This is a genomic window from Nonomuraea sp. NPDC048901, from assembly GCF_040649695.1.
Lineage (GTDB): Bacteria > Actinomycetota > Actinomycetes > Streptosporangiales > Streptosporangiaceae > Nonomuraea.
In genome coordinates this window covers 52,210-77,446 of the sequence record NZ_JBEZFW010000035.1, presented here as the reverse complement: position 1 = coordinate 77,446, position 25,237 = coordinate 52,210, and the positions used below count along the sequence as shown (strand labels likewise).

At 69.8% G+C, this 25,237-nt stretch carries 25 protein-coding genes; 11 read left to right on the top strand and 14 right to left on the bottom strand.

Annotated elements, in window-relative coordinates:
* Positions 1 to 138 precede the first annotated feature (138 nt).
* Entirely contained in the window at positions 139 to 2,349 is a 2,211-nt protein-coding gene (locus tag AB0C30_RS56675; protein ID WP_357961038.1) for an AAA family ATPase, read from the bottom strand.
* Between the two features lie 114 nt (positions 2,350 to 2,463).
* Between AB0C30_RS56675 and AB0C30_RS56670 the strand changes: the two genes are divergently transcribed.
* Together AB0C30_RS56670 and AB0C30_RS56665 are read left to right on the top strand one after the other, a co-directional pair.
* On the top strand, positions 2,464 to 3,420 hold the full coding sequence (locus tag AB0C30_RS56670; protein WP_357961035.1) for an NAD(P)H-quinone oxidoreductase: 957 nt from the start codon (positions 2,464 to 2,466) through the stop codon (positions 3,418 to 3,420).
* Positions 3,421 to 3,425: 5 nt separating this feature from the next.
* On the top strand, positions 3,426 to 3,941 hold the full coding sequence (locus AB0C30_RS56665) for a bacterial proteasome activator family protein (RefSeq protein WP_225301362.1): 516 nt from the start codon (positions 3,426 to 3,428) through the stop codon (positions 3,939 to 3,941).
* Here the strand turns inward: AB0C30_RS56665 and AB0C30_RS56660 are convergent.
* Positions 3,932 to 4,738, bottom strand: a complete 807-nt coding sequence (locus tag AB0C30_RS56660) for an HAD family hydrolase (protein WP_357961032.1) — start codon at positions 4,736 to 4,738, stop codon at positions 3,932 to 3,934. The genes AB0C30_RS56665 and AB0C30_RS56660 overlap by 10 nt on opposite strands.
* 223 nt (positions 4,739 to 4,961) lie before the next feature.
* Between AB0C30_RS56660 and AB0C30_RS56655 the strand changes: the two genes are divergently transcribed.
* Both AB0C30_RS56655 and AB0C30_RS56650 read left to right on the top strand, forming a co-directional pair.
* Entirely contained in the window at positions 4,962 to 5,165 is a 204-nt protein-coding gene (locus AB0C30_RS56655; protein WP_043619750.1) for a cold-shock protein, read from the top strand.
* A gap of 417 nt (positions 5,166 to 5,582) precedes the next feature.
* On the top strand, positions 5,583 to 6,530 hold the full coding sequence (locus AB0C30_RS56650) for a hypothetical protein (protein ID WP_357961029.1): 948 nt from the start codon (positions 5,583 to 5,585) through the stop codon (positions 6,528 to 6,530).
* A gap of 46 nt (positions 6,531 to 6,576) precedes the next feature.
* Here AB0C30_RS56650 and serS read toward each other — a convergent pair whose 3' ends face one another.
* From serS to AB0C30_RS56630, 4 genes are read right to left on the bottom strand one after another with little or no spacing between them, the layout of a single operon-like run.
* A complete protein-coding gene (serS, locus tag AB0C30_RS56645; RefSeq protein WP_357961026.1) occupies positions 6,577 to 7,839 on the bottom strand; it encodes a serine--tRNA ligase in 1,263 nt (420 codons plus the stop codon).
* Between the two features lie 41 nt (positions 7,840 to 7,880).
* Complete coding sequence (gene pheA, locus AB0C30_RS56640) at positions 7,881 to 8,801, bottom strand: prephenate dehydratase (protein ID WP_357961023.1); 921 nt, start codon at positions 8,799 to 8,801, stop codon at positions 7,881 to 7,883.
* A gap of 49 nt (positions 8,802 to 8,850) precedes the next feature.
* Positions 8,851 to 9,267: a DUF4446 family protein gene (locus AB0C30_RS56635; protein ID WP_357961020.1), complete on the bottom strand. Its 417-nt coding sequence runs from the start codon at positions 9,265 to 9,267 to the stop codon at positions 8,851 to 8,853.
* Between the two features lie 21 nt (positions 9,268 to 9,288).
* On the bottom strand, positions 9,289 to 10,488 hold the full coding sequence (locus AB0C30_RS56630; RefSeq protein ID WP_357961018.1) for a glycosyltransferase 87 family protein: 1,200 nt from the start codon (positions 10,486 to 10,488) through the stop codon (positions 9,289 to 9,291).
* 201 nt (positions 10,489 to 10,689) lie between these two features.
* On the opposite strand from AB0C30_RS56630, the gene AB0C30_RS56625 reads away from it, so the two are divergent.
* Entirely contained in the window at positions 10,690 to 13,176 is a 2,487-nt protein-coding gene (locus AB0C30_RS56625) for a hypothetical protein (RefSeq protein WP_357961015.1), read from the top strand.
* Here AB0C30_RS56625 and mptB read toward each other — a convergent pair.
* Both mptB and AB0C30_RS56615 read right to left on the bottom strand, forming a co-directional pair.
* Positions 13,058 to 14,692, bottom strand: coding sequence for a polyprenol phosphomannose-dependent alpha 1,6 mannosyltransferase MptB (gene mptB, locus AB0C30_RS56620; RefSeq protein WP_357961012.1), 1,635 nt, complete (start codon positions 14,690 to 14,692; stop codon positions 13,058 to 13,060). The genes AB0C30_RS56625 and mptB overlap by 119 nt on opposite strands.
* 150 nt (positions 14,693 to 14,842) lie before the next feature.
* Entirely contained in the window at positions 14,843 to 15,733 is an 891-nt protein-coding gene (locus tag AB0C30_RS56615) for an NmrA/HSCARG family protein (protein ID WP_357961009.1), read from the bottom strand.
* A gap of 114 nt (positions 15,734 to 15,847) precedes the next feature.
* Between AB0C30_RS56615 and AB0C30_RS56610 the strand changes: the two genes are divergently transcribed.
* Complete coding sequence (locus AB0C30_RS56610; RefSeq protein ID WP_357961006.1) at positions 15,848 to 16,561, top strand: helix-turn-helix domain-containing protein; 714 nt, start codon at positions 15,848 to 15,850, stop codon at positions 16,559 to 16,561.
* Between the two features lie 13 nt (positions 16,562 to 16,574).
* Here the strand turns inward: AB0C30_RS56610 and AB0C30_RS56605 are convergent, their stop codons facing one another.
* The 4 genes from AB0C30_RS56605 to AB0C30_RS56590 form a co-directional block, all read right to left on the bottom strand.
* A complete protein-coding gene (locus AB0C30_RS56605; RefSeq protein ID WP_357961003.1) occupies positions 16,575 to 17,021 on the bottom strand; it encodes an STAS domain-containing protein in 447 nt (148 codons plus the stop codon).
* A 138-nt stretch (positions 17,022 to 17,159) separates the two neighbouring features.
* Positions 17,160 to 18,590: a PH domain-containing protein gene (locus AB0C30_RS56600; protein ID WP_357961000.1), complete on the bottom strand. Its 1,431-nt coding sequence runs from the start codon at positions 18,588 to 18,590 to the stop codon at positions 17,160 to 17,162.
* Positions 18,587 to 19,090, bottom strand: coding sequence for a PH domain-containing protein (locus tag AB0C30_RS56595; RefSeq protein WP_357960997.1), 504 nt, complete (start codon positions 19,088 to 19,090; stop codon positions 18,587 to 18,589). Before AB0C30_RS56595 ends, AB0C30_RS56600 begins: the two co-directional genes overlap by 4 nt.
* A gap of 61 nt (positions 19,091 to 19,151) precedes the next feature.
* Positions 19,152 to 19,748, bottom strand: a complete 597-nt coding sequence (locus tag AB0C30_RS56590; protein ID WP_357960995.1) for a TetR/AcrR family transcriptional regulator — start codon at positions 19,746 to 19,748, stop codon at positions 19,152 to 19,154.
* Positions 19,749 to 19,879: 131 nt separating this feature from the next.
* Between AB0C30_RS56590 and AB0C30_RS56585 the strand changes: the two genes are divergently transcribed.
* The 4 genes from AB0C30_RS56585 to AB0C30_RS56570 all read left to right on the top strand — a co-directional run bounded on the left by AB0C30_RS56585 (position 19,880) and on the right by AB0C30_RS56570 (position 22,994).
* Positions 19,880 to 20,479 (top strand): sulfite oxidase-like oxidoreductase, encoded by a 600-nt coding sequence (locus AB0C30_RS56585; RefSeq protein ID WP_357960992.1) that lies wholly within the window; start codon positions 19,880 to 19,882, stop codon positions 20,477 to 20,479.
* On the top strand, positions 20,480 to 21,205 hold the full coding sequence (locus AB0C30_RS56580) for a ferredoxin reductase (RefSeq protein WP_357960989.1): 726 nt from the start codon (positions 20,480 to 20,482) through the stop codon (positions 21,203 to 21,205).
* 1 nt (position 21,206) lies between these two features.
* Positions 21,207 to 21,473 (top strand): DUF6510 family protein, encoded by a 267-nt coding sequence (locus tag AB0C30_RS56575; RefSeq protein ID WP_357960986.1) that lies wholly within the window; start codon positions 21,207 to 21,209, stop codon positions 21,471 to 21,473.
* Positions 21,474 to 21,587: 114 nt separating this feature from the next.
* Positions 21,588 to 22,994, top strand: a complete 1,407-nt coding sequence (locus AB0C30_RS56570) for an LCP family protein (protein WP_357960983.1) — start codon at positions 21,588 to 21,590, stop codon at positions 22,992 to 22,994.
* Positions 22,995 to 23,093: 99 nt separating this feature from the next.
* Here AB0C30_RS56570 and AB0C30_RS56565 read toward each other — a convergent pair whose 3' ends face one another.
* Positions 23,094 to 23,690, bottom strand: a complete 597-nt coding sequence (locus AB0C30_RS56565) for a TetR family transcriptional regulator (protein ID WP_357960979.1) — start codon at positions 23,688 to 23,690, stop codon at positions 23,094 to 23,096.
* A 68-nt stretch (positions 23,691 to 23,758) separates the two neighbouring features.
* Between AB0C30_RS56565 and AB0C30_RS56560 the strand changes: the two genes are divergently transcribed.
* A complete protein-coding gene (locus AB0C30_RS56560; protein WP_357960976.1) occupies positions 23,759 to 25,045 on the top strand; it encodes a cytochrome P450 in 1,287 nt (428 codons plus the stop codon).
* Here AB0C30_RS56560 and AB0C30_RS56555 read toward each other — a convergent pair.
* Entirely contained in the window at positions 25,008 to 25,178 is a 171-nt protein-coding gene (locus AB0C30_RS56555) for a DUF3073 domain-containing protein (RefSeq protein WP_357960973.1), read from the bottom strand. The genes AB0C30_RS56560 and AB0C30_RS56555 overlap by 38 nt on opposite strands.
* Positions 25,179 to 25,237 lie beyond the last annotated feature (59 nt).

Below are 25,237 nucleotides of genomic sequence, written 5' to 3'. Positions count from 1 at the left end.
CCGGCGTGCTGGTGATCTTCGACCGGCGCCCCGAGGCCCCATCCTGGAAAGAACGAGGCGGATTCGAGCAGGCGGCCACACCGTCCGGCCGCCAGGTCACCGTTCTGCGCGTGTGACGGATGGCGGCCGGCCCGGCGCTCATTCCCCCTGTGCGGCGAATCCGTCGCCGACGCAGGCGGCCAGCTGTAGGTAGGCCTCCCTGGTCGGTTCCTGGAGGCGTTCGAGGTCGATCTCGGCGCCTTCCTCCAGGTGCGGGTCGTACGGCACGCGGATCACCGCGCGGCACCGCGCCGCGAAGTGGGCCTCCAGCTTGGAGAGGTCGACCGCCGACTTCGAGCGCGGCCGGACACTGCAGAGCACCACGGTCGCCTCCCTGACCAGGTTGCCGTAGTGGTGCGCCTCCAGCCAGTCGAGCGTCGCCGACGCGGCCCTGGCACCGTCCACCGAGGGCGAGCTGACCAGCACGATCTGGTCGGCGAGGCCGAGCACGCCGCCCATGGCCGAGTGGAGCAGGCCGGTGCCGCAGTCGGTGATGCAGATCGAGTAGAAGTTCTCCAGCACCTGTGAGACGGCCTGGTAGTCGGCGCCGCTGAACGCCTCGGACACCGACGGGTCGCGGTCCGACGCGAGCACCTCCAGCCGCGAAGGCGCCTGCGAGGTGAACGCCCTGATGTCCACGTACCTCTTGACCTGGTCGCTCTCGTTGAGCAGGTCGCGTACGGTCGCCGAGGTCTCCAGGGTGAGCTTGTCGGACAGCGTCCCGCGGTCGGGGTTCGCGTCGACCGCGATCACCCGGTCGCCGCGCATCGCGGCGAGGGTGGCGCCCAGGCCGACCGTGGTCGTGGTCTTGCCCACACCGCCCTTGAGACTCAGTACGGCCACGCGGTGGTGACCGGTGGCGACCGGGGTGCGGGCCCTGGCCAGCAGCTCACGGCGGCGACGGACCTCTGGCGGCTCGCCCGGCTTGATCCAGCCGCCCGACGCCTTGTAGATCAGCCGGCGCCAGCCCTTGGAGGGGGCGTTGCGGCGGCCGCGCAGGAGCGACTCGGGGTCGAGGCTGTCGGCCGTGGGCCTGCCGGTGATCGGAGGGCGGGGCGGGGCGTTGAAAACCGGGACGGGGGCGGGGCGGCGGCGCGGAGCGGGGGGCTCTGGCTCTTCGAAGGCGCGCGGCTGCGGCGCTTCGAAGGGGCGCGGCTGCTCGTAGGCGCGGTCCTGGTCGTAAGCGCGGTCCTGGTCGTAGGTGCGCGGCCGGTCCCACGAGCGGTCCTGCTCGTGGGAACGGTCCTGCTCGAAGGAACGCTCAGGCTCATGGGAGCGGTCCTGCTCGTAACCGCGGTCCCGCTCGTACGGCTTCGGCTCGTCGAACAGCCGGGACGGCGGCTTCGGCTCGTCGAAGGCACGGGAGGGCGGCTCGTCGAGGGTCCGCGACTCCTCGAAGGCGCGGGGCTCCTCAAACGCGCGCGGCTGCGACGGCTGGTCGAGGGCCGACGGCTTGTCCAGAGCCGACGGCTTGTCGAAGGCGGACGGCTGGTCGACGGCCGGGGGCTTCTCGGCGGCCGGGGACTTGTCGAAGCTCAGCGGCAGATCGAAGCTCAGCGGCTTGTCCAAGCCCGGCTTGTTGAAAAGCGGCTTTTCGGACGCGGGCTTGTCGAAGGCAGGCGGGTCGAACGCGGGCGGCGTGTCGAAGCTCGCTGCCTTGTCGAAGGTCAGCGGCTTGTCGAAGGTCAGCGGGACCTCCAGCCGTGGCTCCGTGGCGTCCTCCGGGGGCGGCTCGAAGGTGCCCTGAGGAGGCTCCTCGACCTTTTCGGCTTTCTCGGCCGGGCGCGGCTCGTCGAACGTCTCCGCCGGGCGCGACCACTCCGGCGGCACGGGCCAGGCGGACTTCGTCTCCTCCTCCGCCTCCTCGACCGCCGGCTTCTTCGCCGGCTCCGGGAACGACAGCAGCGAGTAGGAGTCGGTGTCGTCGGGCCGGGGCAGCGGCTTGAGCGGCGCCAGGAACCCGTCGTCGGCCTTGCCCAGGCTCACCGGTGGCGAGACGGGCTGGACGTCGCCCTTCGTCCCGATGTCCTTTTTGCCGAGGTCCCTCGTGCCGGACGGCGAACTCCCCCCGTCGGCGAGGTCCTCCGCGGGCGTCGTGCCGTACACGGAGTCGACCGCGGCCCTGAACAGCGGCGTCGGCGCATCGTGTTGGGTCGGCACCGAGAGCCAAGGGTCCTGGGGGTACGGCGAAGCGACGGAGTCCTCCGAGGCAGAGGCGCTGACCGAGATCGGAGCCTCTGCCGTCTCCTTGATCGCGTCCAGCCAGGCCAGCTGTTCCTCGAGAGATTCCTCTCGATCGTGTCTTGCCACCGTGTTTCTCCCCCTGGTGGGTGTAAAGGGGCAGCAAATACATTGCAGGTTAACGCCATGACTCGCGGCAGTGGTCGCCAACCTATAACTTCCTTGCCCGGCTACGGTGATTGCATGCGAGCCATCGAGATCACCAGGCCCGGACCACCAGAGGTTCTGGAGTGGCGGGAGGTACCCGATCCACGTCCTGACCGGGGGGAAGTCCTCATCGACGTGGTGGCCGCCGGGGTCAACCGGGCCGACCTCCTCCAACGCCAAGGATTTTACGATCCGCCGCCCGGCGCGCCTCCGTACCCGGGTCTGGAGGTCTCCGGCGTGGTGGCCGAGATCGGCGAGGACGTGGAACATGTCACACCGGGCGACGAGGTGTGCGCGCTGCTGGCCGGGGGTGGCTACGCCGAGCGGGTGGCCGTCCCGTGGCAGCAGGTGATGCCCGCGCCCGAGGGCGTACGGCTGGTCGAGGTGGCCGGGCTACCCGAGGTGGCGTGCACGGTCTGGTCCAACGTGTTCATGACCGCCCGGCTGCGGCGCAGCGAGACGCTGCTGGTGCACGGCGGGGCGAGCGGGATCGGGACGTTCGCGATCCAGCTGGCCAAGGCGTTCGGGTCGCGGGTGGCCGCGACGGCCGGGTCGGCGGCGAAGCTGGAGCGCCTCAAGGAGCTGGGCGCCGACGAGACGGTCGACTACCACGAGGAGGACTTCGCCGAGCGGGTGACGGCCGATGTGATCCTCGACATCATCGGCGCCAAATACCTGTCCAGAAATATCCGGGCACTCCGGACGGGCGGCCGGTTGGTCATCATCGGACTGCAGGGCGGCGCCAAGGCCGAGATCGACCTGGGCGCTCTGATGGGCAAGCGGGCGTCCGTCCACGGGTCCACACTGCGCGCCCGCCCGGCCGATGAGAAGGGCGTCGTCGTGCGCGGCGTCGTCGACAACGTGTGGCCGCTGATCAGCGCGGGTGCCGTCCGCCCTGTGGTGTACGCGGAGGTGCCCATGGCGGAGGCGGCGGAGGCGCACCGAATGATGGAATCGGGACAGCACATCGGCAAAATCCTGCTAGTACGGTGAGTGTTATGAATGCTGAGGACAACAACACCCCCCACATCGTGGTGGTGGGCCCGGACTTCCAGGGTCAGGGCGATAACGGCGAGGATGAGCGCTCGGTGACGAACCTCGTCGAGCAGCCCGCCAAGGTGATGCGCATCGGCAGCATGATCCGGCAGCTTCTCGAAGAGGTCCGGGCGGCTCCTCTCGACGAGGCCAGCCGTAAGCGGTTGAAGGAGATCCACGAGTCGTCCATCAAGGAGCTCGAGGACGGCCTGGCCCCCGAACTGGTCGACGAGCTGGAGCGGCTGTCGCTGCCTTTCACCGACGAGAACGGCACGCCGCCCAGCGAGGCCGAGCTGCGCATCGCGCACGCCCAGCTCGTGGGCTGGCTCGAAGGCTTGTTCCACGGCATCCAGACGACGCTGTTCGCGCAGCAGATGGCGGCGCGCGCCCAGTTGGAGCAGATGCGCAGGGCGCTGCCCGGCGTGCCCCACGGTGACGACTCACAGCGGCCGCACGGCGGCTCGGGCCCCTACCTGTAAAGCTCTTCGAGTACGAGCGCGACACCGTCGTCGTTGTTGGCCGCCGTCACATGGTCCACGGCGGCCAGTACGTCGGGGTGCGCGTTGGCGACCGCGTAGGACGTACCGGCCCAGCCCAGCATGGGCAGGTCGTTCGGCATGTCACCGAACGCCACCACCTGTGATGGCTTGATCGCATACTGTTCGGCGAGCGCGGCCAGGGCCGTGGCCTTCGTCACACCATGGGCGCTCATCTCGATCAGCCCTCGGCCGCTGGAGTGCGTGGGGGTCACCAGGTGTCCCACGAGCCCGCACACGGCCTCGTGCAGCGGGTCGGGAGCCATGTTCGGGTGCAGGGCCAGCAGTTTGGCGCAGGGTCGTGAGGTCAGCGTCGCCGCGCCGACGCGCAGGCCGCCGATGGCCTTGCTGTCCCAACCACCGAGTGGGAAATCGGACTCATGCGCAAAACCACCTTCATACTCGACCGAAAATGCGAGTTCGGGCACGTTCGCTCTTAGCTGAGCGACGACTTGCTCCAGTACCTCGACCGTGATGAGGTGAGATTCCACTATCTGTTCGGTATGCAGATCGTAGATCAACGCACCGTTTGCACAGATTGCCAACCCTCGGTGACGCACCGCACCCGCCACACTGCTCATCCATCTAGGCGGGCGACCCGTGACGAACACGAGGACGGCACCAGTTTCTTCGACTCTCGCGAACGCCGCTGCCGTACGGGGAGAGACGGTTCCGTCGGTCCGCAGAGCGGTTCCGTCGAGGTCGGTGGCCACAAGACGCGGCGTTGCAAGGCTTCGCATAACAGGTTCCAGTTTGCCCGGTCATGCCGCCGGCCAGAAATCTTCCTAGGGACGGGAACACCAACGCGCCAGAATGGTGTTAGATGTGATGGCGTTGTATTAGCTGATCCCGTAGTGAAAACCAGCATGACTTTGTCTGAGCCACCCCGGGTGCTTGCTGTACGACACACCGGGACTCGCGAGGTGCGGGTCCCATAGATTCACATCCTGAGGGAGAGCTTTTATGGCTCAGGGAACCGTCAAGTGGTTCAACGCCGAGAAGGGCTTCGGCTTCATCGCCCCGGACGGCGGTGCGCCGGACGTGTTCGTGCACTTCTCCGAGATCGTCGGCAACGGCTACCGCAGCCTTGAAGACGGCCAGCGGGTCGAGTTCGAGATCACGCAGGGACAGAAGGGGCCCCAGGCCTCGCAGGTCCGTGCCATCTGACCTGTAGCAGCGAGACAGACCGGGGTTCGCTTCCAGCGGGCCTCGGTCTTTCGCGTTCCTGGGCCCCGACACGCGTGTGGTGACAGCCCGGTCACAGGTGTGACTCAACTCACACAGCCGTCGAACCACTGATCCTCCACCGCCATCGGCCCATGTATGAGGTACGCGTGGCTATGTCACCCAGCGACCTTGGTCGCCGTGTTCGTACTGGTACTCACCGACCGTCTGTTCAAGCCCCTGCCGGCCTGGCGTGCTCACCGGAGGAGCCTGGTAAGCCCCTCAGAGCGCCTGACAGCGCCGCTGGAGCGTCGGGCGGATCACTGGTGGCTTCTGGGGCTCTCGGAGCGTCTGGCTGGACTTCCGGAGCGTCTGAGGGGGTTCCCCGAACGGCTGAAGAGGCCCCCGGAGCGGTGGCGGGTGGCGGCGATTGTGCCGTTGGCCCTGTTCGCCATGGCGGCGGCCGCTGAGCCGCCTTCCGCCGTCGGCTCCGTACAGGTGGACGGAGATCAGATCATCGTGCTGATCGCCGGCCGCGATCAAGGCGCTGCCACAGGGATCTCCTCCGTGGACGGCGGGGTCACCTGGTCCGAGTACTACGGCAGACAGGTGCGGCCGCCGCAGACCGCCGCCTGCGTGCCCGGACAGGCGCAGCGGTGCTACCGGGTGCTCCCTGGGCGGCCGGCGGTCGCCGAGTCCGACGACGGGGGCAAGACGTGGCGGCCCTCCTGGAGCCTGTCGGACGATCAGTACGACCGGTTGGCCAGGCGGTACTCCACGGGCGGCCCCAAGTCTCTGGCGCTGGCCGTACAGGCTCGGCCCGGAGGTCATGTCGTGGTCGTCGCCAACGGGCTCGACGGCGTGCTCGTACGGGACGTAGAAGGAACGTGGCGGCGGGTGGGATGGCCGGAGCCGCTCGCGTTCACCGGGGACGAGACGGCGAACCTGGACCCCGAACAGCGCGTGGCGCTGGTCCTCGCCGCCCTGATGCTGCTCGGCGCCGTCGGGACGGGGATGCGGCGGCTCGGCGGCGTCTACGCCGTGTCCGCGTTGGTGGTGTGCGTGGGGCTGTACGCCATGCTCGGGGCGGACCGCGATCCGGCGGCCGGCGTGACAGTGCTCGGGGCCATGGTTTGCTTCCTCGTCGCCATCGCCGGGCAGGCCAGGGGTGTGGCGGTGGCCGTCGGGTTCGGGGCGGCGCCGCTGGTGTACGCAGGCGTGTACATGCCCTTCTACGGCTGGGCCCACGGGATGCCGGGCTCGTACGCCGTGGCGGTGGGGGCCGCTGTCGTCATGACGGCGGGAGTGGTGGCGGCGAGCGGCGCGCTCATCAGACGCGACCTACATCGCCGCACGGCCACCTACTGACCGCCTGAGCCGGCTCAGGCCCCTATCGCCTGAGCCGGCAGTGGGTTTACTTGGGCGGTTCCAGGACGTCGAGGCCGACATAGGGGCGCAGTGCCTCGGGCACCACGACCGAGCCGTCGGCCTGCTGGTGGTTCTCCAGGATCGCGACCATCCAGCGGGTGGTCGCCAGCGTGCCGTTGAGCGTCGCCAGGTGCTGCGGCTTGCCGTCCTTGTCGCGGTAACGCACGCCCAGCCGACGGGCCTGGAACTCGGTGCAGTTGGACGTGGAGGTCAGCTCCCGGTAGCGCCCCTGGGTCGGGATCCACGCCTCGCAGTCGAACTTGCGCGCCGCCGACATCCCCAGGTCTCCGGCCGCCGTGTCGATGACGCGGTAGGGCACCTCGATCTTGGCGAGCATGTCCCGCTCCCAGGCGAGCAGCCGCTGGTGCTCCTCGCGCGCGTCCTCAGGACGTACGTAGGAGAACATCTCCACCTTGTCGAACTGGTGGACACGGATGATCCCGCGGGTGTCCTTGCCGTAGGAGCCGGCCTCCCGGCGGAAGCACGACGACCAGCCCGCGTAGCGGAGCGGCAGCTCGTCGCCGCCCAGGATCTCCTGGGCGTGGTAGCCCGCCAGCGCCACCTCAGAGGTGCCGACCAGGTAGAGGTCGTCCTCGGGGAGGCGGTAGATCTCCTTGTCGTGGGCCACGTGGAAGCCGGTGCCCTGCATCGTCTCCGGCTTGACCAGCACCGGAGTGATCATCGGGGTGAACCCGTTGGCGATCGCCTGCTGCATGGCCATGTTGAGCAGGCCGAGCTGCAGCCGCGCGCCGACGCCCTTGAGGAAGAAGAACCGCGAGCCGGACACCTTGGCGCCGCGCTCCATGTCGATGGCGCCGAGCAGTTCGCCCAGCTCCAGGTGGTCCTTCGGCTCGAAGTCGAACACGCGGGGCTCGCCATGGGTCTCGAGCACGACATAGTCGTCCTCGCCGCCGTGGGGCGCTTCCTCGTCGACGATGTTGGGCACCGACTGCACGAGCTCGTCGAGCTCGGCGCCCAGCGTCTCGGCCTCCGCCTCGGCGGCCTTGACCTGGCCGGCCAGGTCCTTGGCCCGCTGAAGCAGCGCGGCCTTGTCGTCGCCCTGCGCCTTGGAGACCGACTTGCCCAGACTCTTCTGCTCGGCGCGCAGGGACTCGAACGAGGTCAGCGCGGCGCGGCGGCGCTCGTCGAGGTCGAGCAGCGTGTCGACGATCGAGTCGTCCTCGCCGCGGGCACGCTGCGAGGCCCGTAGCCGGTCGGGATGCTCACGAAGGGTACGCAGGTCAATCACGGATAAAGGCTACCGGCGCCCGGCTACCGCCCGCCTCAGGATTAGATGCGTCCGGCGCGGATTCGCGCCAGCCACTCGCCCGCCTCGGCGAACTCCGGGTCGGCCGTGCCCTTCTTGATCTGCGGCGCGACACCGTCGGCACGCGGGTAGCTGCCCAGGAAGCGCACGTCGCCGCAGATGCGGTGCAGGCCCGAGATCGCCTCGCCCACGCGCGCGTCGGCGACGTGTCCCTCGAAGTCGAAGTGGAAGAAGTAACGGCCGATGCCGCCGCCGGTGGGCCGCGACTCGATGCGGGTCAGGTTGACCCCGCGTACGGAGAACTCCGTCAGCATCTCCAGCAGCGCGCCCGGGTGGTCGTCGGCCAGGAACACGACGAGCGTGGTGCGGTCGTAGCCGGTCGGCGCGGGCAACTCTCCCCCACGACTCACCCGTACGAACCTCGTCACGGTGTCGTTGCGGTCGCCGATGTCGTCGGCGAGCTCCACCAGCCCGTAGTGCTCGCCCGCGATGCGCGCGGCGATGGCCGCGTCGTACGGCGAGCCGGGCAGCGCGACCTCCTGAGCCGCGGCGGCCGTCGAAGGCGCCGCCACCACGACCGCGTCGGGCAACTCCCGGGCGCAGAACGCGCGGCACTGCGTGATGGCCGCGGGATGCGTGTAGACCCGCTTGATGTGCACGATCTCGGTGTCGGGCCGGGCCAGCAGCGAGAAACGCACCGGCAGCAGCAGCTCCGCCGTGATCAGCAGCGGCTCGCCCCAGGCGAACTCGTCGAGCGTCGTGGTGATCGCACCCTCGATCGAGTTCTCCAGCGGGACGACCGCGCCGTCGGCCTCCCCATTACGGGCGGCGGCCAGGGCGGCGCTGACGTTGGCGCGGGGCAGACGCTCGGCTTCGGGCGCCAGGAGCCGCAGGGCCTCTTCGGTGAAGGTGCCTTCCGGTCCGAGATAGGCGAGTCTGGGCATGCTTACAAAGTATCCGCAGGTAGCGGGGTAGTGCGGACCTTTCCGCCGTTTACCATCGGGCCGCCTGCGCGTCGATCAGCGGCCCGTGACCCAGCCGGGCGGCTCGCACCGCCTGCTCCTCCTCCGGAGACAGCGGCTCCTCTCCCTTGCCGCTCACCACCGGGCGTACATAGGTGCGGGTCTCGGTTCGTCCGTTGATCGAGGTCAGTACGATGCCGTCGCCCAGTCCGTTGATCATCGCGATCGAGAACGACAACCGCCCGGTCATCTCCTCCAGCGCGTCGTAACGGCACACGGCGACGTCCCGGATGGCCTTGAGATCGCCCTTGCCCTCGCTCGTCTGCATGACCAGCGTCTCCCGGCACTCGTCGAGAGCGGCCCTGGCCTGCTTGAGCGCTCTGTAGCCAATGACTACGCCACTCACCCCGGCAACGAGCCCCACCATGACCCATACGGTAATCAGCACGTGACAGAGGGTAATCGCTTGTCACACCACGTCGCGCCGTTTCGGCAACCAGGAGACCAACAACCAGACCAGACCCAGCGCGCCCAGTCCGTAGCCGTCCTGCACGATCTTGTCGAGCACCGGCACCCCCGCCACCTTCAACGCCACGCCCCACCAGGGAATGGGCAGCACGTAGTACAACCACACCCCCACGGCCACCCGCACCCTGACCGGATCGCGCCCGTCACCCACGATCGCCCCGAGCACCACGACCACCCAGGCGAGATGGTGGATCCAGGCGACCGGGGACAGCAGCACGGCCATGAGCCCGACCAGAGCGACGGCGGTGATCGGGTCCTTCGCCTGGTGCGCGGCCCGCGCCCCGCGGAAGCCGTACCAGCCCACGACCGCCACCAGGGCGATCCAGATCACGGACGTCACCGCGTCGGGCAGGTACAGGCGGATCAGCATGCCGCGGATCGACTGGTTGGTGGTGGCGGCGTTCGCGCCGAGCCGATTGGGATCGAACAGCGCGGAGAACCAGAAATCAGCCGCATCCTGCGGAATCACCACGAACGGCAGCAACGTGAGCAGCGCCGCGGCGAACGCCGCCATGAAGAACGTCCGCCACTGCCGCGTCACCAGCAGGTAGATCAGGAAGACGCCCGGCGTGAGCTTCACCGCCGTGGCCAGCCCGATCAGGAACCCCCGAGGCCACCACGGCCTCCTGGCCACACAGTCGGCCAGGCACAAGGCGACCAGCAGAATGTCCACCTGCCCGAACCGGACCTGGTCGCGGATCGGCATCAAGTACGTGCAGGCCACCATGAGGAAGGCGAAGAGCCACGGCGCGTACCGCGCCCACCCCTCGCGGTGTGCCGACAGCACCCCTCTGAAGGAGTACGCCACCACGACGGCCAGCGACACGAAGACCCCGGCGGTCCACACCCACTGGGCGGTCTCCCAGGACATCTTGGCCAGCAGGACGGCCAGCATCGCCGCGACCGGCGGGTAGGTGAACGGCAGCAGCTGAGGCGCGGGCGTGGCGAACTCGTAGACGGCCCGGCCGTCGAGGATCATCTGCCCGCCGGTCCGGTACACGTCCAGATCGACCAGCCGCTGGTCGTCGGGATTGGTCAGCCACTGCTGCACCAGCGGTGCGACGGCCACCGCGATGACCAGGGCGGCAATCGCCCACGCCCACCACTGCCGCCGGATCGTCGTCGCCCTGCCACCTGTCACGGTGTGGCACGTTACCGTGGCTGTTGTTGATCGAGCGCGTCGATACTGGGGGTCCCGCACATGCCGCACGCCACCTTCAGCGCGGCCTCCCCCACCTCGGACCGCCCTCCCATGCCGCAAGAATCGCCTGGACAACTGCCTCAAGAAGGCTCCGCCCGGCTGTCTCAAGAAGCCCCCGGACGTCGCGGCCATCGGCCGGCCGTGCTGGTCTTTGTCGCGATGCTCCTCGCCACCGTTCTGACGCCCCTCTTCGGCGCCGGCCCGGCCGCCGCAGCCTCAGCATCCGGTTTCAGTTCCCCCTCGACGTCGTCCGCGCGGGGCCGTGTGGCGCTCATCGGGGTGCCGGGGCTCCAGTGGAGTGACCTGGACGAAACCCGTACCCCCAACCTGTGGAAGCTGGTCGCCCACGGCGGCTCCGCCTCGCTGTCCACGCGCGCCGTGCCACCGCCTGACCGCGGCATCACCTGCCCGATAGCCGGGTGGCTGACCGTGTCGGCGGGCCAGCGGGCCGGGACGCCCGAGCGTGGGTGCCCAGCTGTCCCGACGCCCCAGGTCAGCGGCGGGGGCGCCACGGTTCCGGGCTGGTCGGAGCTGGCCGCGTACCAGGCCGAGACCGGGTACGACGCGCGGCTCGGCACCCTGGGCCAGCTGGTGACGTCCTCGGGCGGCCATGTCGCCGCCATCGGGCCGGGCGCCGCGGTGGCCGCCGCCGACGCGACCGGAAAAGTCGCCACATACGTCGACACGCCGGAAGCTTTCAGCGACCCGACTCCCTACAACCTGATCGTCATGGACGCCGCCGACCTGGCCGATGCCTGGGCCCACCAGCCGCTCGACGAGCACGGCGTGCCGACCCCACTCCCCACCGCGACGCGTCAGGCCGCCGCCGCGCAGGCGGACCGCCGCATCGGCGACCTGCTCGTCAGGCTGCCGGGCGACACGACCGTCCTGGTGGCGGGCGTCTCCGACCTCACCCCGGACCCCCATCTCCACGTCGCCATCGCCACCGGCCCCTCCCCGAGCGGGCGGCCGTACCAGCACGGCTTCCTGACGGCGACCTCCACCCGCCAGGACGCCCTGGTCACGATCACCGACCTGACCGCCACCGCGATCCAACTGCTGGGTCTGGAGGCGCCGCGCGAGGTGGTCGGGCGCGCCTGGCAGACCGACGGTACGGCGAGCGCGGCCCCACCCGTCGACACGGTCAACGAGCTGTCGGACAGCGACCTGGCCAGCCAGGTGCTTCGGGAGGTCCGGGGGCCGTTCTTCGCGGTGTTCGTGACGCTACAGCTGCTCTTCTACGCCTTCGCCGCCCTGGCCCTGCGCCGCCGTCGCCGCTCCGCCGCCGTCTCCGCCGGGGAAACGACCAACGACGCCACGCCTGCGGGAGTCGCGTCCGGCGAGGCGACGCCCGCTGAGGGCGGGTCCGCCGATAGCGAGTCCGATGTGGCCAGGTCCGCCGAGGGCGGGCCCGCTGACGCCCGGCCCGCTGAGAGCGGGTCCGGTGTAGCCGCATCCGCTGAGGCCGGGGCCGTGGAACCCACCTCCGCAGGGACTCACGGTGACGCTGGAGGGCCGTCGGCGGGGGCTCTGCCGGGGTACGAGGCGGCGAGTGCTTCTCGGCTGCTGGCCGTCGTGCAGGTCGTGGCCGTGGTGAGTGGGTCCATCGCCGTCTCGACGTTCCTGGCGCAGCTGGTGCCGTGGTGGGCCCTCCCCCTGCCGATGCTCGGCGTGATCGTGACCATCCTCGCCTTCGCCGCGCTGATCACCGGGCTGGCCTTCGCGGGGCCGTGGCGGACGCACGTGCTCGGGCCCCTGACCGTGGTCGCGGGCATCACCTCCGTCGCCCTGCTCATCGACGTGATGACCGGTTCGAAGTTGCAGGTCAACGCCGTGACCGGCTACGAGCCTGTCACCGGGGGGCGGTTCTACGGGTTCTCCAACATCGCCTTCGCCGTGTACGCGACGGGGACCGTGCTCGCGCTGGCCGGAGTCGCTCAGTGGCTGCTCAAGCGGGGGGTGTCGAGGTTCGTGACGGTGGTGGTGTGCGGGGCGTATGGGGCGTTGGCGGTGTTCGCCGATGGGTGGCCGTCGTGGGGGGCGGACTTCGGCGGGGTCCCGGCCTTCGTGATCGGGCTGGCCGTCTTCCTCATCCTGCTCGCCGGGCGGCGGGTCTCGGTCGTGAAGCTGCTGCTGGTCGGGGCGGCGGGAGCGGTGCTCATCGGGGGCATCTCGCTGTTCGACTGGCTGCGGCCCGCGGCGCAGCGTACCCATCTGGGGAATTTCGTCCAGCAGATCATCGACGGTCAGGCGTGGACGGTGATCGGGCGCAAGTTCAGCGCGATGATCGGCGTCACCGTCGGGAACTGGTCTCTCACGCTGCTCACGCTGGTCGCGCTCGCGTTCCTCTTCTGGGTGCTCAACCGGCCGTCCCGCTGGGGTGCTCCGGCGCTCGGTCAGGCGTACGCGCTCGCGCCGACGCTCCGGGCGGGCCTGTTCGGGGCGCTGACGTGCGCGTTCATCGGGTTCCTCATCAACGACTCGGGCATCGCCATCCCGGCCATGGCGCTCACCGTGGCGGTGCCGTTGACGCTCGCGGCGTCCGTACGCGCCTTGCAGCTCGCCACGACCACCACACCAGAGCCGCCGTCAGCGCGAACAGGGCCCACGGAGCGATCCGCGACCTGACCACCGTACGGAGCCAGTCGAGATCCTGCGGCATGACACCGTCGAGGACGCGGGCGGGCAGGTAGGCCAGGGACAGCACGAGCAGGTGCGTGAACAGCAACCCGTCGAGCGCCGACGCTCCGATCAGGGCGAGCATCCCGAACGCCAGGCCGTCGTACCAGGGCAGGATGTACGGCGTCGCGAACAAGTAGGCGATGACGATCACGGCAGCCACCACGGGGGCACTCAGCCCCGCCGACCCGTGGGCGTTCGCATAGCCCTGGTAGCCGTCGGACCTGGACCTCAGACGGAACAGTGACCACGCCACCAGGGCGAGCACCAGCAGCGAGCCGATCTGGATCTCGCCCCGGTAGGCGCTGCCCGCGCCGACGATCGACTGCAGCCAGCCCTGGACGAGTTTCCAGAACGAGGCCAGCGAGATCGACTTGCTGGTACGGGTCATCGGGCCGATCGCCTCAGAACCGACGATCACGTAGCCGACGACCACCACGGCCAGCGCGGTGCCCGCCATCAGGGCCAGGCGGGCGGGCCGCCGGCGCAGCTCCCAAGCGGGGCCGAGCGCCACAAGGCCCGCATTGATCTTCACCGCCACGCCGAGGCCGAGCAGAAGCCCGGAGCCGACCGGGCGGCTCCGGGCCAGGAGGGCGGCGACCATGCAGGCGATGGCCAGGGTGTCGACGTGCATACCGGCGACCAACTGGTAGAGCAGCAGCGGGTTGGCGGTCCAGAGCAGAGCCGCCCGCAGCCGTCGGGCGGGATCGTCCCGGGTGAAACGGTCGATCAGCAGGCCCGTCGCGATGAACGCCGCCGCGTTGACCAGCGCCAGGACGAAGATGGTCAACCGGAGCGAGTCGCCGCCGATCCAGCTCGCCAGGGCCTGCACGGCCGTCGCCACCGGGCCATAGACGCTCGGCTCCTCCCGCCAGGGGGCCTCCACCGCGCGGGCGATGGGATCGGTGGGCAGGTCGACGGCTCCGTGGGTGTACGGGTTGACGCCCAACGTCACCATGCGTCCGTAGGCGGCGTAGTTGAGGTGGTCGCCGGAGCCCGACGGAGGCAGGAACGCCAGCAGCGCGGCGGCCAGGCAGCCGAGACGCACCAGCAACCGAGGATCCGGCAACCACTGACCGCCGCCGAACGACCACTGACTACCGCCGAACGACGTGAATCCGCCGCTGGCGGATAGCGGGGCGGCGGTTGAAGGGGTGACAGGTGAGGAGGTGGCGGGCGAGTTGGCAGGCAGTGCGGACGCACGAGAGAGGGCGAGCAGCAGGCCCAGCGAGCCGAGCGCGCCGAGCACGATCGCCGCCGCGCCGAGCCCCACCACGAGGTGGGGGGCGGGGTGCACGTTCAGGGAGTACGGCGGCTGCCAGGCGGGGCCACTCAGGGCAGGGACCATGACGGACGGGCCGAGGAGGCTGATGGCGATCGTCAGCAGAACCGAGGCGCCGATCGCCGCCGTGGCCGACTGGGCGAGCCGGCCTGGCGCCTTTCCGCGCCGCGTCTCCGAAGTCACCCGCAAATTCCAGCACACTCGCCGGAACGCTCAGGCCCGAGCCCGCCAGGCCGCCTTCGTCGACGGCCCCTCGCTCCACCTGGCGAGGGACCCCAGCAGGCGGCCTGCCGAGGCCAGTGACGGCGGACCAGTGACGGTGGGCGAGCCCAGTCAGGCCGGCTGGGAGTCCAGTTGCGCCAGGAGCCGCGCCCTGCCCGAGCGGTCCAGCCAGGTGCTGAAATCCGTGAGGGCGGGATTGGCCTTGCGCAGGGGCTCAAGGTCAGTGTCGTAGTAGGTCTCGTTCGCCCAGGTGAAGACCTTCGCGACCTCGGGGTCGTGCTCCCAGAGGACGTCCAGCGGAATCCGGGTGTGCGGGATCTGGCGCCCGGCCGCCTTGCCGAGCGCGGCGGCGATCTGCGGGGCGGTCAGCCGGTCGCCGGTGATCTCCATCGCCTGCCCCAGATAAGCGTCCGGATCCGCGAAGGCCAGCGCGGCGAAGGCTCCGGTGTCGTCGATGGCGATGAGCTGCATGACCAGGTCGTCGTCCCAGGGCACGTTGAGCGAGCCGTTCTGGAAGAACCGGGCCGGGCTGGTGAAGTCCTCCATGAACCCGGCGGGGCGCAGGATCGTCGCGGGCACGCCCAGCTCGCGGATGCGCTCCTCGATCTGCCACTTGTCGATGGCGCCCCATCCGTGCTCCACGTAGAAGCTGTTCTGGCTCTCGACGCCGCCGACCGAGGAGTACACGAGGTGCCGTACGTCCGCGGCCTTGGCGGCGTCCGCGACGTTCTTGCCCTGGGCGATCTCGTTGTCGTTCGCGGACTGGACGCTGTAGATGCCGTACACGCCGCGGGCCGCCGCGTCGATGGAAGAGCGGTCGTCCAGGTCGCCGCGGACGAGCTCGGCGCCGGCGGCGGCGAGCGCGACGGCCGCGGGGGCGCTCTCGTCCCGGACGAGAGCGCGGACCCGCCAGCCGTCGGCGAGCAGGTGGCGGGCGGTGGCGCCGCCCTGGTTCCCGGTGGCGCCGGTGACGAGGACGGTCTTGTCGAGGGTGCTGTTCATGACTCGCTCCAGGTGTTGCCGCTGTGTCGAGATGACTGTATGACGAAATTTGAAAGTTAGTCAATCGACAAATGTGGGTTGACCAGATCTCGCATGGGGTCATACGGTCCCTACGTGAGCGCCAACGCCGAACGACTCCGAGACCCGCAGCAGCGCGCCGAACGGGCCACCCGCATCCTCGACGTGGCAGCCGACCTGCTGCTGCGCCACGGTTACCGGCGGGTGACCATCGACGACGTGGCCGAGGGAGCCGGCATCGGCAAGGGCACGGTCTATCTGCACTGGAAGACCCGTGAGCAGCTGTTCAGCGTGGTCTTCGCCCGCGAGGTGCTCTACGCCATGGACGAGCTACGGCAGGCGCTGCGGCAGGACGCGTCGGCATGCCTGCTGCACAACTTCGCGCGCGCCTACTTCCTGGCCATCACCAACCGCCCGCTGCTGCGCGGGTTCCTCTTGGCCGATCCCCACCTGCTCGGCAAGCTGACCAGCTCGCCCGACACCGCCCGCGACGAGCGGCACGGCTCCATGGCGCGCGACTATCTCAATCTGCTCACCGAGTACGGACTGCTCCGCGACGACATGCGCCCCGACGAGATCGGCTACGCCTACCAGGCCACGTTCGAGGGCTTCCTGCGCGCCGAAGGCGATGCCTCCGCCGATGGTCCGGAGCAACGGGCGGACCTGCTCGCGCGGACCGTCCAACGCGCCTTCGAGAGCGAGGCGGTCATCCCCGAGGCCAGGCTGCGCGACCTCGCCGCGGCCACCGTCACCCTGCTCAGCGACCTGATCGACGCTGATCGCGCCGAGTCCGGCATCCCCGAGGGCTGACGTCTATGGACACCTACCGCAGATAGGGCAGGACGGTTCGGAAGTCCCGCGCACCGCGGCCCTCCTCGACGGACGCGCCGCCGGAACCCGCCCTACGCTTCCGTCCCCGCTCTCGCTCGATCATGATCTCCGCCACCGTCTCCTGGACGCCGCCGCGGATCTCCACGTACTCCAGCAGACCAGTACGTTCCAGAGCGGTGAGCAGCCGGTCGGGAGGGCTGGCCAGGATGATGCGGCCGCTGTGCGTGGCCCGTACGCGCTGCAACGCCACCGCCAGCGCCCCGATCAGGGAAGAGTCGTAGAACACCACATCAGTCAGGTCGAACACCAGGATGGGGCCCTCGGACCAGTCCCATACCTCCCGGATGCGCGCGCTCAGGCGTGCACGGCCGGCGTGATCCAGCTCGCCGCTCGCTCGAAGGACTGTGCAATGAACGTGCCGGATAGTGTCGATTCGCACCGCACGCGCGCTCATGGTTCGCACTCACTTCCAGTAGCGTCACCTTTCTTTCTGCCCTGGAAAAGCCGCATTCAACGGCTGCTCAGCGTGAAGGCCATCACACGCCGCGAAACCCCTGGCCTGGATGCCCGTGGTGCCCTAAACCAGGAATTCGGTGAGGATGCCCGGCGCGGCCCCCTCCGCCAGCGCGGGAGCGTCGCCCGCGGCGAGGTCGGGGATGCGGTAGCCCTGCTCGCCCGCCGCCACCGCGGCCGTCAGCGTCACGACACCGGCCCGCCGGCCGAACGGCGAGGAGCTGAAGGTCCAGGCGACGATGCCGGTACGGCGCAGCGCGAGCGTGTCGCGGCTGAACGTGCCGGACCGCGCCACCAGATAGTCGCCATCGACGGCGTGGCCCAGGTTGCGGTAGGCGTCCCGGGCCAGCCACCAGACGATCGGCGCCGTCACGACCAGGAAGATCCCCGCGACGAGCGGCAGGCCGAGCGCGGCCAGGACGACGGCCACGGGCAGCACGATCAGCGTCAGACCGCGCATGACGCGGCGCCGCAGCGCGACGCGGGGATGGCGGAGCAGGGTCCGGTCGGCCGCCTTGCCGGTGAGCCGCTCGACCACGCGCAGGGCCTCGGCGCGGGGCGCGGGCGGCAGCAGCGAGCTGCGCCGCCGGTTCTCCTCGTCGTCGCCGAGCCCGCTGGCCACGGCGGTGACCTTGGCGCCGCCACCGGCCCGGAGCAGCAGCGGTTCGCGCAGCAGTACGCCACGCAGCCGCTCGTGGTCCATCGACACCGATCGGGTCGTGAACAGGCCGCGGCGCACCGCGAGCGTGCCGGAGTCCGCCCATTCCAGGCGGTAGTTCCACCAGTTCTCGGCGTACAGCGCGGTCGCCCCCACGCTGCCGACGACCAGGAAGGCCAGGAACGTCAGCGGGATCGTCACCCAGACCGCGCCGGCCGCGAGGTCGCGCAGGAAGCCGAGGCGCCACGGCTCGATCCCGATGTCGTTCAGGATCCGGTACGCGGTGCCGAGGACCACGAACACGCCGCCGATCGTCCAGAACGTCAGCGGCGCGTAGCGCACCCACCGCGGGTCGAACATGGCCAGCACCGGATCGGCGCTCTCCCGCGTATCGGCCCGCCGCAGCAGCTCACCGCGCAGCCGGGCCGCGTCCTGCCGGGACAGGGCCTCCAGCCGGAGCTCGTCGCGGTCGGCGGTGCTCGCGCGCACGACGGCGAGGCCGAGGAGACGGTGTACGGGGTTCGCGGTCAGGTCGACGTTGCGGATCCGGCTCAGCGGCACCGAGCGGAGCCTGCGGACGAACAGCCCCGATCGCACCTCGAAGTGCTCGCCGGTCACCCGGTATCGGGTGCGCAGCCAGCGCGCCAGGCCGTTCGCGCTGATGACGGCGAAGGTCAGGGCGATCGAGCCGAGCGTGATCCAGGCCCGCAGGTCGAACCGGCCGCCGGTGGCGAGCGCGGTAAGCCCGACCGACGCCAGTGGCGCGACCAGCCAGAAGCAGTGCGCCGCGATGACGCGCCCATCAAGCCGCCGCCACTGCGTGTCTTGTCCGTTCACGCGGCATCACCCGGTACGACCTGGGCCGCGGCGCCGATGCGGCGGGCGAGCTCCTCGGCGTCGGCGTCGGCCAGGCCGGCGATCTTCACGTTGCCGGCCGTCGAGGCGGTGGTCACGGTCACCGTGGCCAGCCCGAGCGACTGCTGGATGGGGCCGCGCATGGTGTCGACGGTCTGCACCCGCGACAGCGGCGCGATCCGGCGCTTCTGCCAGAACCACCCGCTGGCCGAGTAGACGGCGAGCTCGCCCAGCTCCCACGCGTGCACCCGGTAGCGCCAGCGCGGCATGACCGTCAGGTAGACGACCGCGGGCAGCACCAGGACGACCAGCAGCAGCGGCCCCAGCCAGACCAGCGCCCCGGGAAAGAACAGCAGCGACAGCACGAACAGGCACAGCGCCGTCAGCAGCGCCGGCCCCGACAGGACCACCAGCGCCTGGAGCGTCCACCATCGTCTGGCCCTGGGATCGACCCTGTGCAGCGGAGGGCGGAGGTTGTTCACGCGGCGCGTCCTTTCCAAGTCAGCTGTATTACTTTGACCATAGCAAGACAGCTGACTTGGATCAACCGCCGAAAAGCCGGGCCAGCTGCCCGTCCATCAGCGCCACCGTCTCCTCGGCGGTGTGCACACCCAGGTGGAAGTTGGCGCGCAGCCCGTCGGCCAGGCTGACCAGCAGCGCCGCCTCGGCCGCCGGATCGCGGGACCCGTCGATGTCGCCCGCCCGCATGGCCAGCGCGATCTGGCCCTCCAGCACGCCACGTAGCGCGAGCGCGCGCTTGCGGGCGTAGTCGCGCAGCGGCTCACTGCGCGCGGCCTCCAGCAGGAAGCTGATGTTGATCAGGCTGCCCGCCTCCGCCGCCCGGTCGACGGGGAGCATCTCCAGGACGATGGCCCGGAGCCTGGCCCGCGGCGCCTGCGATCCGGCGGCCAGCATGCGCTCGGCCACGCGCTCGACGTTCTTCCTGTTCATGAACTCGACCGCGAAGACCATCATGTCCTCACGGTTGGTGAAATAGTGCTGGAGCTGGCCGAGCGACATGTCCGCCGCCGCGGCGACCTCTCTCAGGCTCACCCGGTCGAGCCCCCGGGCCTGCGCCACCCGCCACAGCGCCTTGGCGATCTGGGTACGCCGGGCCTCGTGGTCCACCTGCTTGGGCACCCGTGCTCCTCTCTTTTTACGTCCCCCAACGGTACTCAATACATATGACTTGGCATAACCAAAGCGAGGAGAAGTGCACCTCGTACCCGAACGTGCGAACGTGATCTGGTGCATCGCTGAAGGGAGTGCCGGTGGGCATCATTTCGCGCGGCTTCCAGGGCCGGCGCAGGGGCGACGACGACCGGTTGCCGCCCGGCCAATACCTGGTCGACGACTTCCCCGTGCTTTCGACCGGGCCGACGCCGCGGATCCCGCTGGAGCGGTGGGAGTTCGCCATCGACACCGAGGCCGCGCAGACCCACCGGTGGACCTGGCCGGAGCTGATGGCGCTGCCGCAGGAGACGCCGACGGTCGACATCCACTGCGTCACCAAATGGTCCAAACTCGGCACCGGCTGGCAGGGCGTCTCGCTGGACACGCTGTTCGAGAACGTCGAGTCGGCCGCTGAATACGCGCTGGCCTACTCGTACGGCGGCTACACCACGAACCTCCCCCTGGAGGACCTGCTCGACGGCAAGGCGTGGATCGTCCACAAGTTCGACGGCGAGGAGCTCGCACCCCAGCATGGCGGCCCGGCCCGGCTGCTGGTGCCGCACCTGTACCTGTGGAAGTCGGCCAAGTGGATCCACGGCATCCGGCTGCTCGACGAGGACTGGCCGGGCTTCTGGGAGACCGCCGGCTACCACAACTACGGCGACCCGTGGCGCGAGCAGCGCTACGAGGGCGACTAGGTGCGCCGCCTGACCTGGCGACCCGCCAGGCTGACCGCGCTGCGCGACGAGACCGCCAGCGCCCGCACGCTGGTCTTCCAGGTGCCGGGCTGGCCGGGACACCTGGCCGGTCAGCACGTTGACGTGAAGCTGACCGCAGAGGACGGCTACAGCGCCCAGCGCAGCTACTCGATGTCCGCCCCGGCCGACGGCGACACGGTCGAGCTCACCGTCGAACGCGTACCCGACGGGGAGGTCTCGCCGTACCTCACGGAGGTCATGGCGCCCGGTGACCAGGTGGAGATCCGTGGGCCGGTCGGCGGCTGGTTCGTCTGGCGGCCCGAGAGCACCTCGCCGGTGCTGCTGGTCGGCGGGGGCTCGGGCATCGTCCCGCTGATGGCCATGATCCGCGAGCGTCGCCGGGCGGGCAGCCGGGTGCCGTTCCGGCTGCTGTACTCACTGCGCGAGCCCGGCAGCCGCTACTACGCCGAGGAACTGCGCCGTCCCGACGCCGGGCTCGACGTCGGCTACATCTACACGCGGGCCGTGCCGGACGGCTGGCCCCGCCCGGCCGGTCGCATCCTGCTGGACGACCTGGCGGAAGGCGGCTGGCCCGCCGGCTTCGAGCCGGAGTGCTACGTCTGCGGGCCGACGGGGTTCGTCGAGGCGACCGCCGACCTGCTGCTCGCGCTCGGGCACGCGCCCGAGCGCATCAGAACCGAACGCTTCGGCCCGACCGGAGGCTGACATGACCGCTGAACACCTGGACGGCAACGTCCTCGCCGGCCCGCTGAGCGAGATCTTCGCCGTGGACGTCACCGCGGCCGTCGGACGGTGCGCGAGCTGCGGGCTGACCGGCCCCGTCGCCGAACTCCGCGTGTATGGCCCCGAACCGGGGCTGGTCGCCCGCTGCCCCGGCTGCGAGGAGGTCGTACTACGCCTGGTACGCGGGCCGGGCACGGCCTGGCTCGACCTGCGCGGTGCCGTGTCGTTGCGCGTGCGACTGCCTGAATAGCGGTTCTCACTCGATCCGGCTTAGTACACTCGGCAGGTCCAACCGGCCGAGATCTGTACGGCGGAGGTCTTGGCCATGGGCGGCGGCCCGTTGGCCCTGTCCCATGGGAGTCACGTGAACCGCGGGCTGCTGGACGCGCCACCATCCCCACAAGCTCCGGCACGCGGCCGCAAACGCTGGCTGAGGTGGACGATCGCGATCGTGATGACGATCGTGCTGGTGATCGCGGGCGTCGCGGTCGGCGTCTACCTCAAGCTGTACGGCAACGTGAAGCACGACGCCGTCTCGGCCGAGGACCTCGGCGCGAGCCGTCCGCCCAAGGTGGCGGACACCGCGATGAACGTGCTGATCGTCGGCTCCGACCAGCGCGACGGCAAGAACGCCAAGTACGGCCGCCGTGTCGCGGGTGAGCGTACCGACACGATCATGCTGGCACATGTCTCGTCGAAGCGGGACAACGCCATGGTCGTCAGCTTCCCGCGCGACTCGCTCGTGCAGCTGCCCGCCTGCCGCGCCAAGGCCGGACTGACCGGCCAGCAGCCGCACCTGGGCATGATCAACGAGTCGTTCAACTCGGGCGGCATCGCCTGCACCTGGAAGACGATCGAGTCGCTCACCGGCATCCACATCGACCACTTCGTCAAGGTCGACTTCACCGGCTTCAAGAGCATGGTCGACGCCGTGGGCGGAGTGGAGATCTGCCTGCCCGAGGCGGTCAACGACAAGAAGGCGCTGCTCCACCTGGCCGCCGGGCGGCAGACGGTCAACGGCGAGCAGGCGCTCGGCTACGTCCGTGCCCGCTACAGCATGGGCGACGGCTCCGACATCGGGCGGATCCAGCGCCAGCAGATGTTCATCGCGTCGATGGTGAAGAAGGTCATGAGCGGGCAGACGCTCACCGACCCGGCCAAGCTCTTCAACTTCCTCGATGCCGGCACCAAGGCCGTCACCACCGACCCCGACCTCACCCCTGGCGTGATGAAGGACCTGGCGACCAGCCTGCAGGGCCTCAACGCGGGGCAGATCCGCTTCATCACCACCCCGTGGCACTACTCACTCACCCAGCCGGGCCGGGTGGAGTGGGTCCAGCCGCAGGCCGGGAAGCTGTTCCAGATCGTGTCCAAGGACGAAAGCGTGCAGGGCGTCAAGGGCGGGCAGACCAAGGTGTCCAGGTCCAAGATGCAGATCGAACTGCGCAACGGCACCTACCGCACCGGTCTCGGCACGCAGGTGGCCGCCTCGTTGGAGCAGCGGGGCTACCACATCACCAAGATCGGCGACACGGCCCGCAAGCCGAACGCCAAGACGACGATCTTCTACGGGCCCAAGGGTGAGACGGGCGTCCCGACCCTGACCAAGGACCTGCTCACGTCCACGACGCGGTTGGTGGCGGGGGCGCAGACGAGCCGGTTGGTGCTGGTGATCGGTGACGACTGGAAGGGCACCAAGCCCATCCGCACCGACGACACCGAGGCACTGAAGGGCTTCGACGCGACCCACGACACCTGCGCGGCGTCCTGATCGCGCGGCTCCCGACGCGTACGCGCCCTGACCACGCGACTCGCGACCCACGACACCCGCACGTCCTGATCAGGCGATCAGGGGTCAGGCGATCAGGGGTCAGGCGATGAAGGCCGACAGTGCGGCCAGGGCCTCCACCACCTGGTGGGCGTCCGGGGTGCTCTCCGGGTCCAGGAGCCATTGGATCATCAGGCCGTCCGAGATCGCGATCAGGACCGCGATCAGGGCGTCCGGCGCGAACCCCGGCTCCACCCCCAGCTCCGACGCCGCCCTGTTGATCATGTCGACGCCCGCCTTCCTGGCTCTGGCGTAGACGGCGGCCAGCTTCTCCCTCAGCACGTCCTCACGCAGGGCGGCCGGGTATGCCTCCACGGCCAGGACCAGCTGCGGCCGCATCTCCGCGAAGACGTCGACCAGGGCCACCATGGCGCGTTCGAGCATCTCCTTCGGGCTGGCCAGCGGTCCCCCGAAGACCGACTCCTCCACGTGCTCGATCCAGGCGTCGTAGGCGGCCACGATGGCCTCGTTGAGCAGGGCGTCCTTGCCGCCGAAGTGGTAGCCGATGGAGGCCAGGTTGGTGCCTGACGCGGCGACCAGGTCGCGGGCGGTCGTACGGGCGTAGCCCTTCTCCTGCAGGCAGTTGACCGCCGCCGCCAGAAGTCTCTCCCGGTATCCACCGAGCTCTGTTCTCGACACGCGTTCTATGCTATCGATGTATACGACCGTCTATGACGTACGTATATATACAAACGAAAGGCCGAACGATGCTCCCCCCTGGACCGAGACTCCCCGCGCTGCTCCAGACCGCCTGGCTGCTGAGCGACCCGATGGGCGCGCTCGAGAAGTGCCGCCGCAAATACGGCCCGATCTTCACCGTGCGCCTCTTCGGCTTCCCGCCCGAGGTCTACGTCGCCACCCCCGAGCTGGCCGAGCAGGTCTACCGGCTCGACCAGGGCGGCGGACGGGCCGGTCGCGTCCGGCGCGACTTCCTGGAGCCGATGGTCGGCGCGCACTCCCTGCTCACCCTGGACGACGAGCCGTGGTGGCGGCACCGGCGGCTGCTCACCCCGCCGCTGCGCGCCAAGCAGATCGCCGGGTACGAAGGCGAGATCGCCGCCATCGCCGCCGAGAAGATCGCGACCTGGCCGCTCGGCACCCCGTTCGGGCTGCGCGACCGCATGCAGGAGATCACGCTGGAGGTCATACTCCGGCTGGTCTTCGGCATCCGCGACGCCCAGCGGCTCGACCGGCTACGCGTACTGCTGCCGAAGATGATCGAGGTCGGCGGCTCGCCGGCGATGATGGTGCTGCCGCCCCGGCTGCGCGAGGCCTCGCGGCGTCTGCCGTTCACGCCGTACGCGCGGTTCCTGCGGCTGCGCGCGGCCGTCGACGAGATCCTTTTCGACGAGATCGGCCGGCGGCGCGCCGAGCCGGGCGGCACCGACGTGCTGGGCAGGCTGCTCGAGACCGAGCTCGGGGACCAGGAAGTGCGCGACGAGCTGATCACCCTGCTCATCGCCGGTCACGAGACGACGGCCACGGGGCTGGCATGGGCGTTCGAGCGGCTGCTGCGCACCCCGGACGTGCTCGACCGGCTGCCGCACGACGAGCAGTATCTCGATGCCGTGGTCAAGGAGGCACTGCGCGTCAGGCCGGTCGTCTTCGAGGCGCCCCGGCTGGTCGACGCCCCGCTGCGGCTGGGCGACTATGAGGTGCCCGCGGGATGGTACGCGGCACCGCTCATTGCGCTCATCCACCAGGACCCGTCGATCTGGCCGTCACCCGAGGAATTCAGGCCCGAACGCTTCCTGGACGGCGCGGACGCCCACGGCAAGGCGTGGATGCCCTTCGGCGGCGGCCGGCGCTTCTGCGTCGGCGCCCAGCTCGCCCTCCTGGAGATGCGCGTCATCCTCCGAGAGGTGCTGGGCCGCCTGGAGCTCTCCGCGCCGGATCCGGCGCCGGAGGCCAGGCGGCTCAAGCTCGTCACCCTTGCCCCTGCGAAGCTGACACGCGTCAGCGCGCGTGCTCGGACTCCTGCTCGGACGCCGTAGTCGGGTGCATCTCGTCATGCGGCGAGTCGGCGCCCAGCTCCTTGCGGAGCCGGTCGTAGTCGATGTTGTGATTGGTGTACTTAAGCTGGCGAGCGACCTTCGTCTGCTTCGCCTTGGCTCTTCCTCGGCCCATGGCTACTCCCTAGTCCCCGCTGTCATCCTAGCCAACAACGTTACGACTTGAAGAATTAT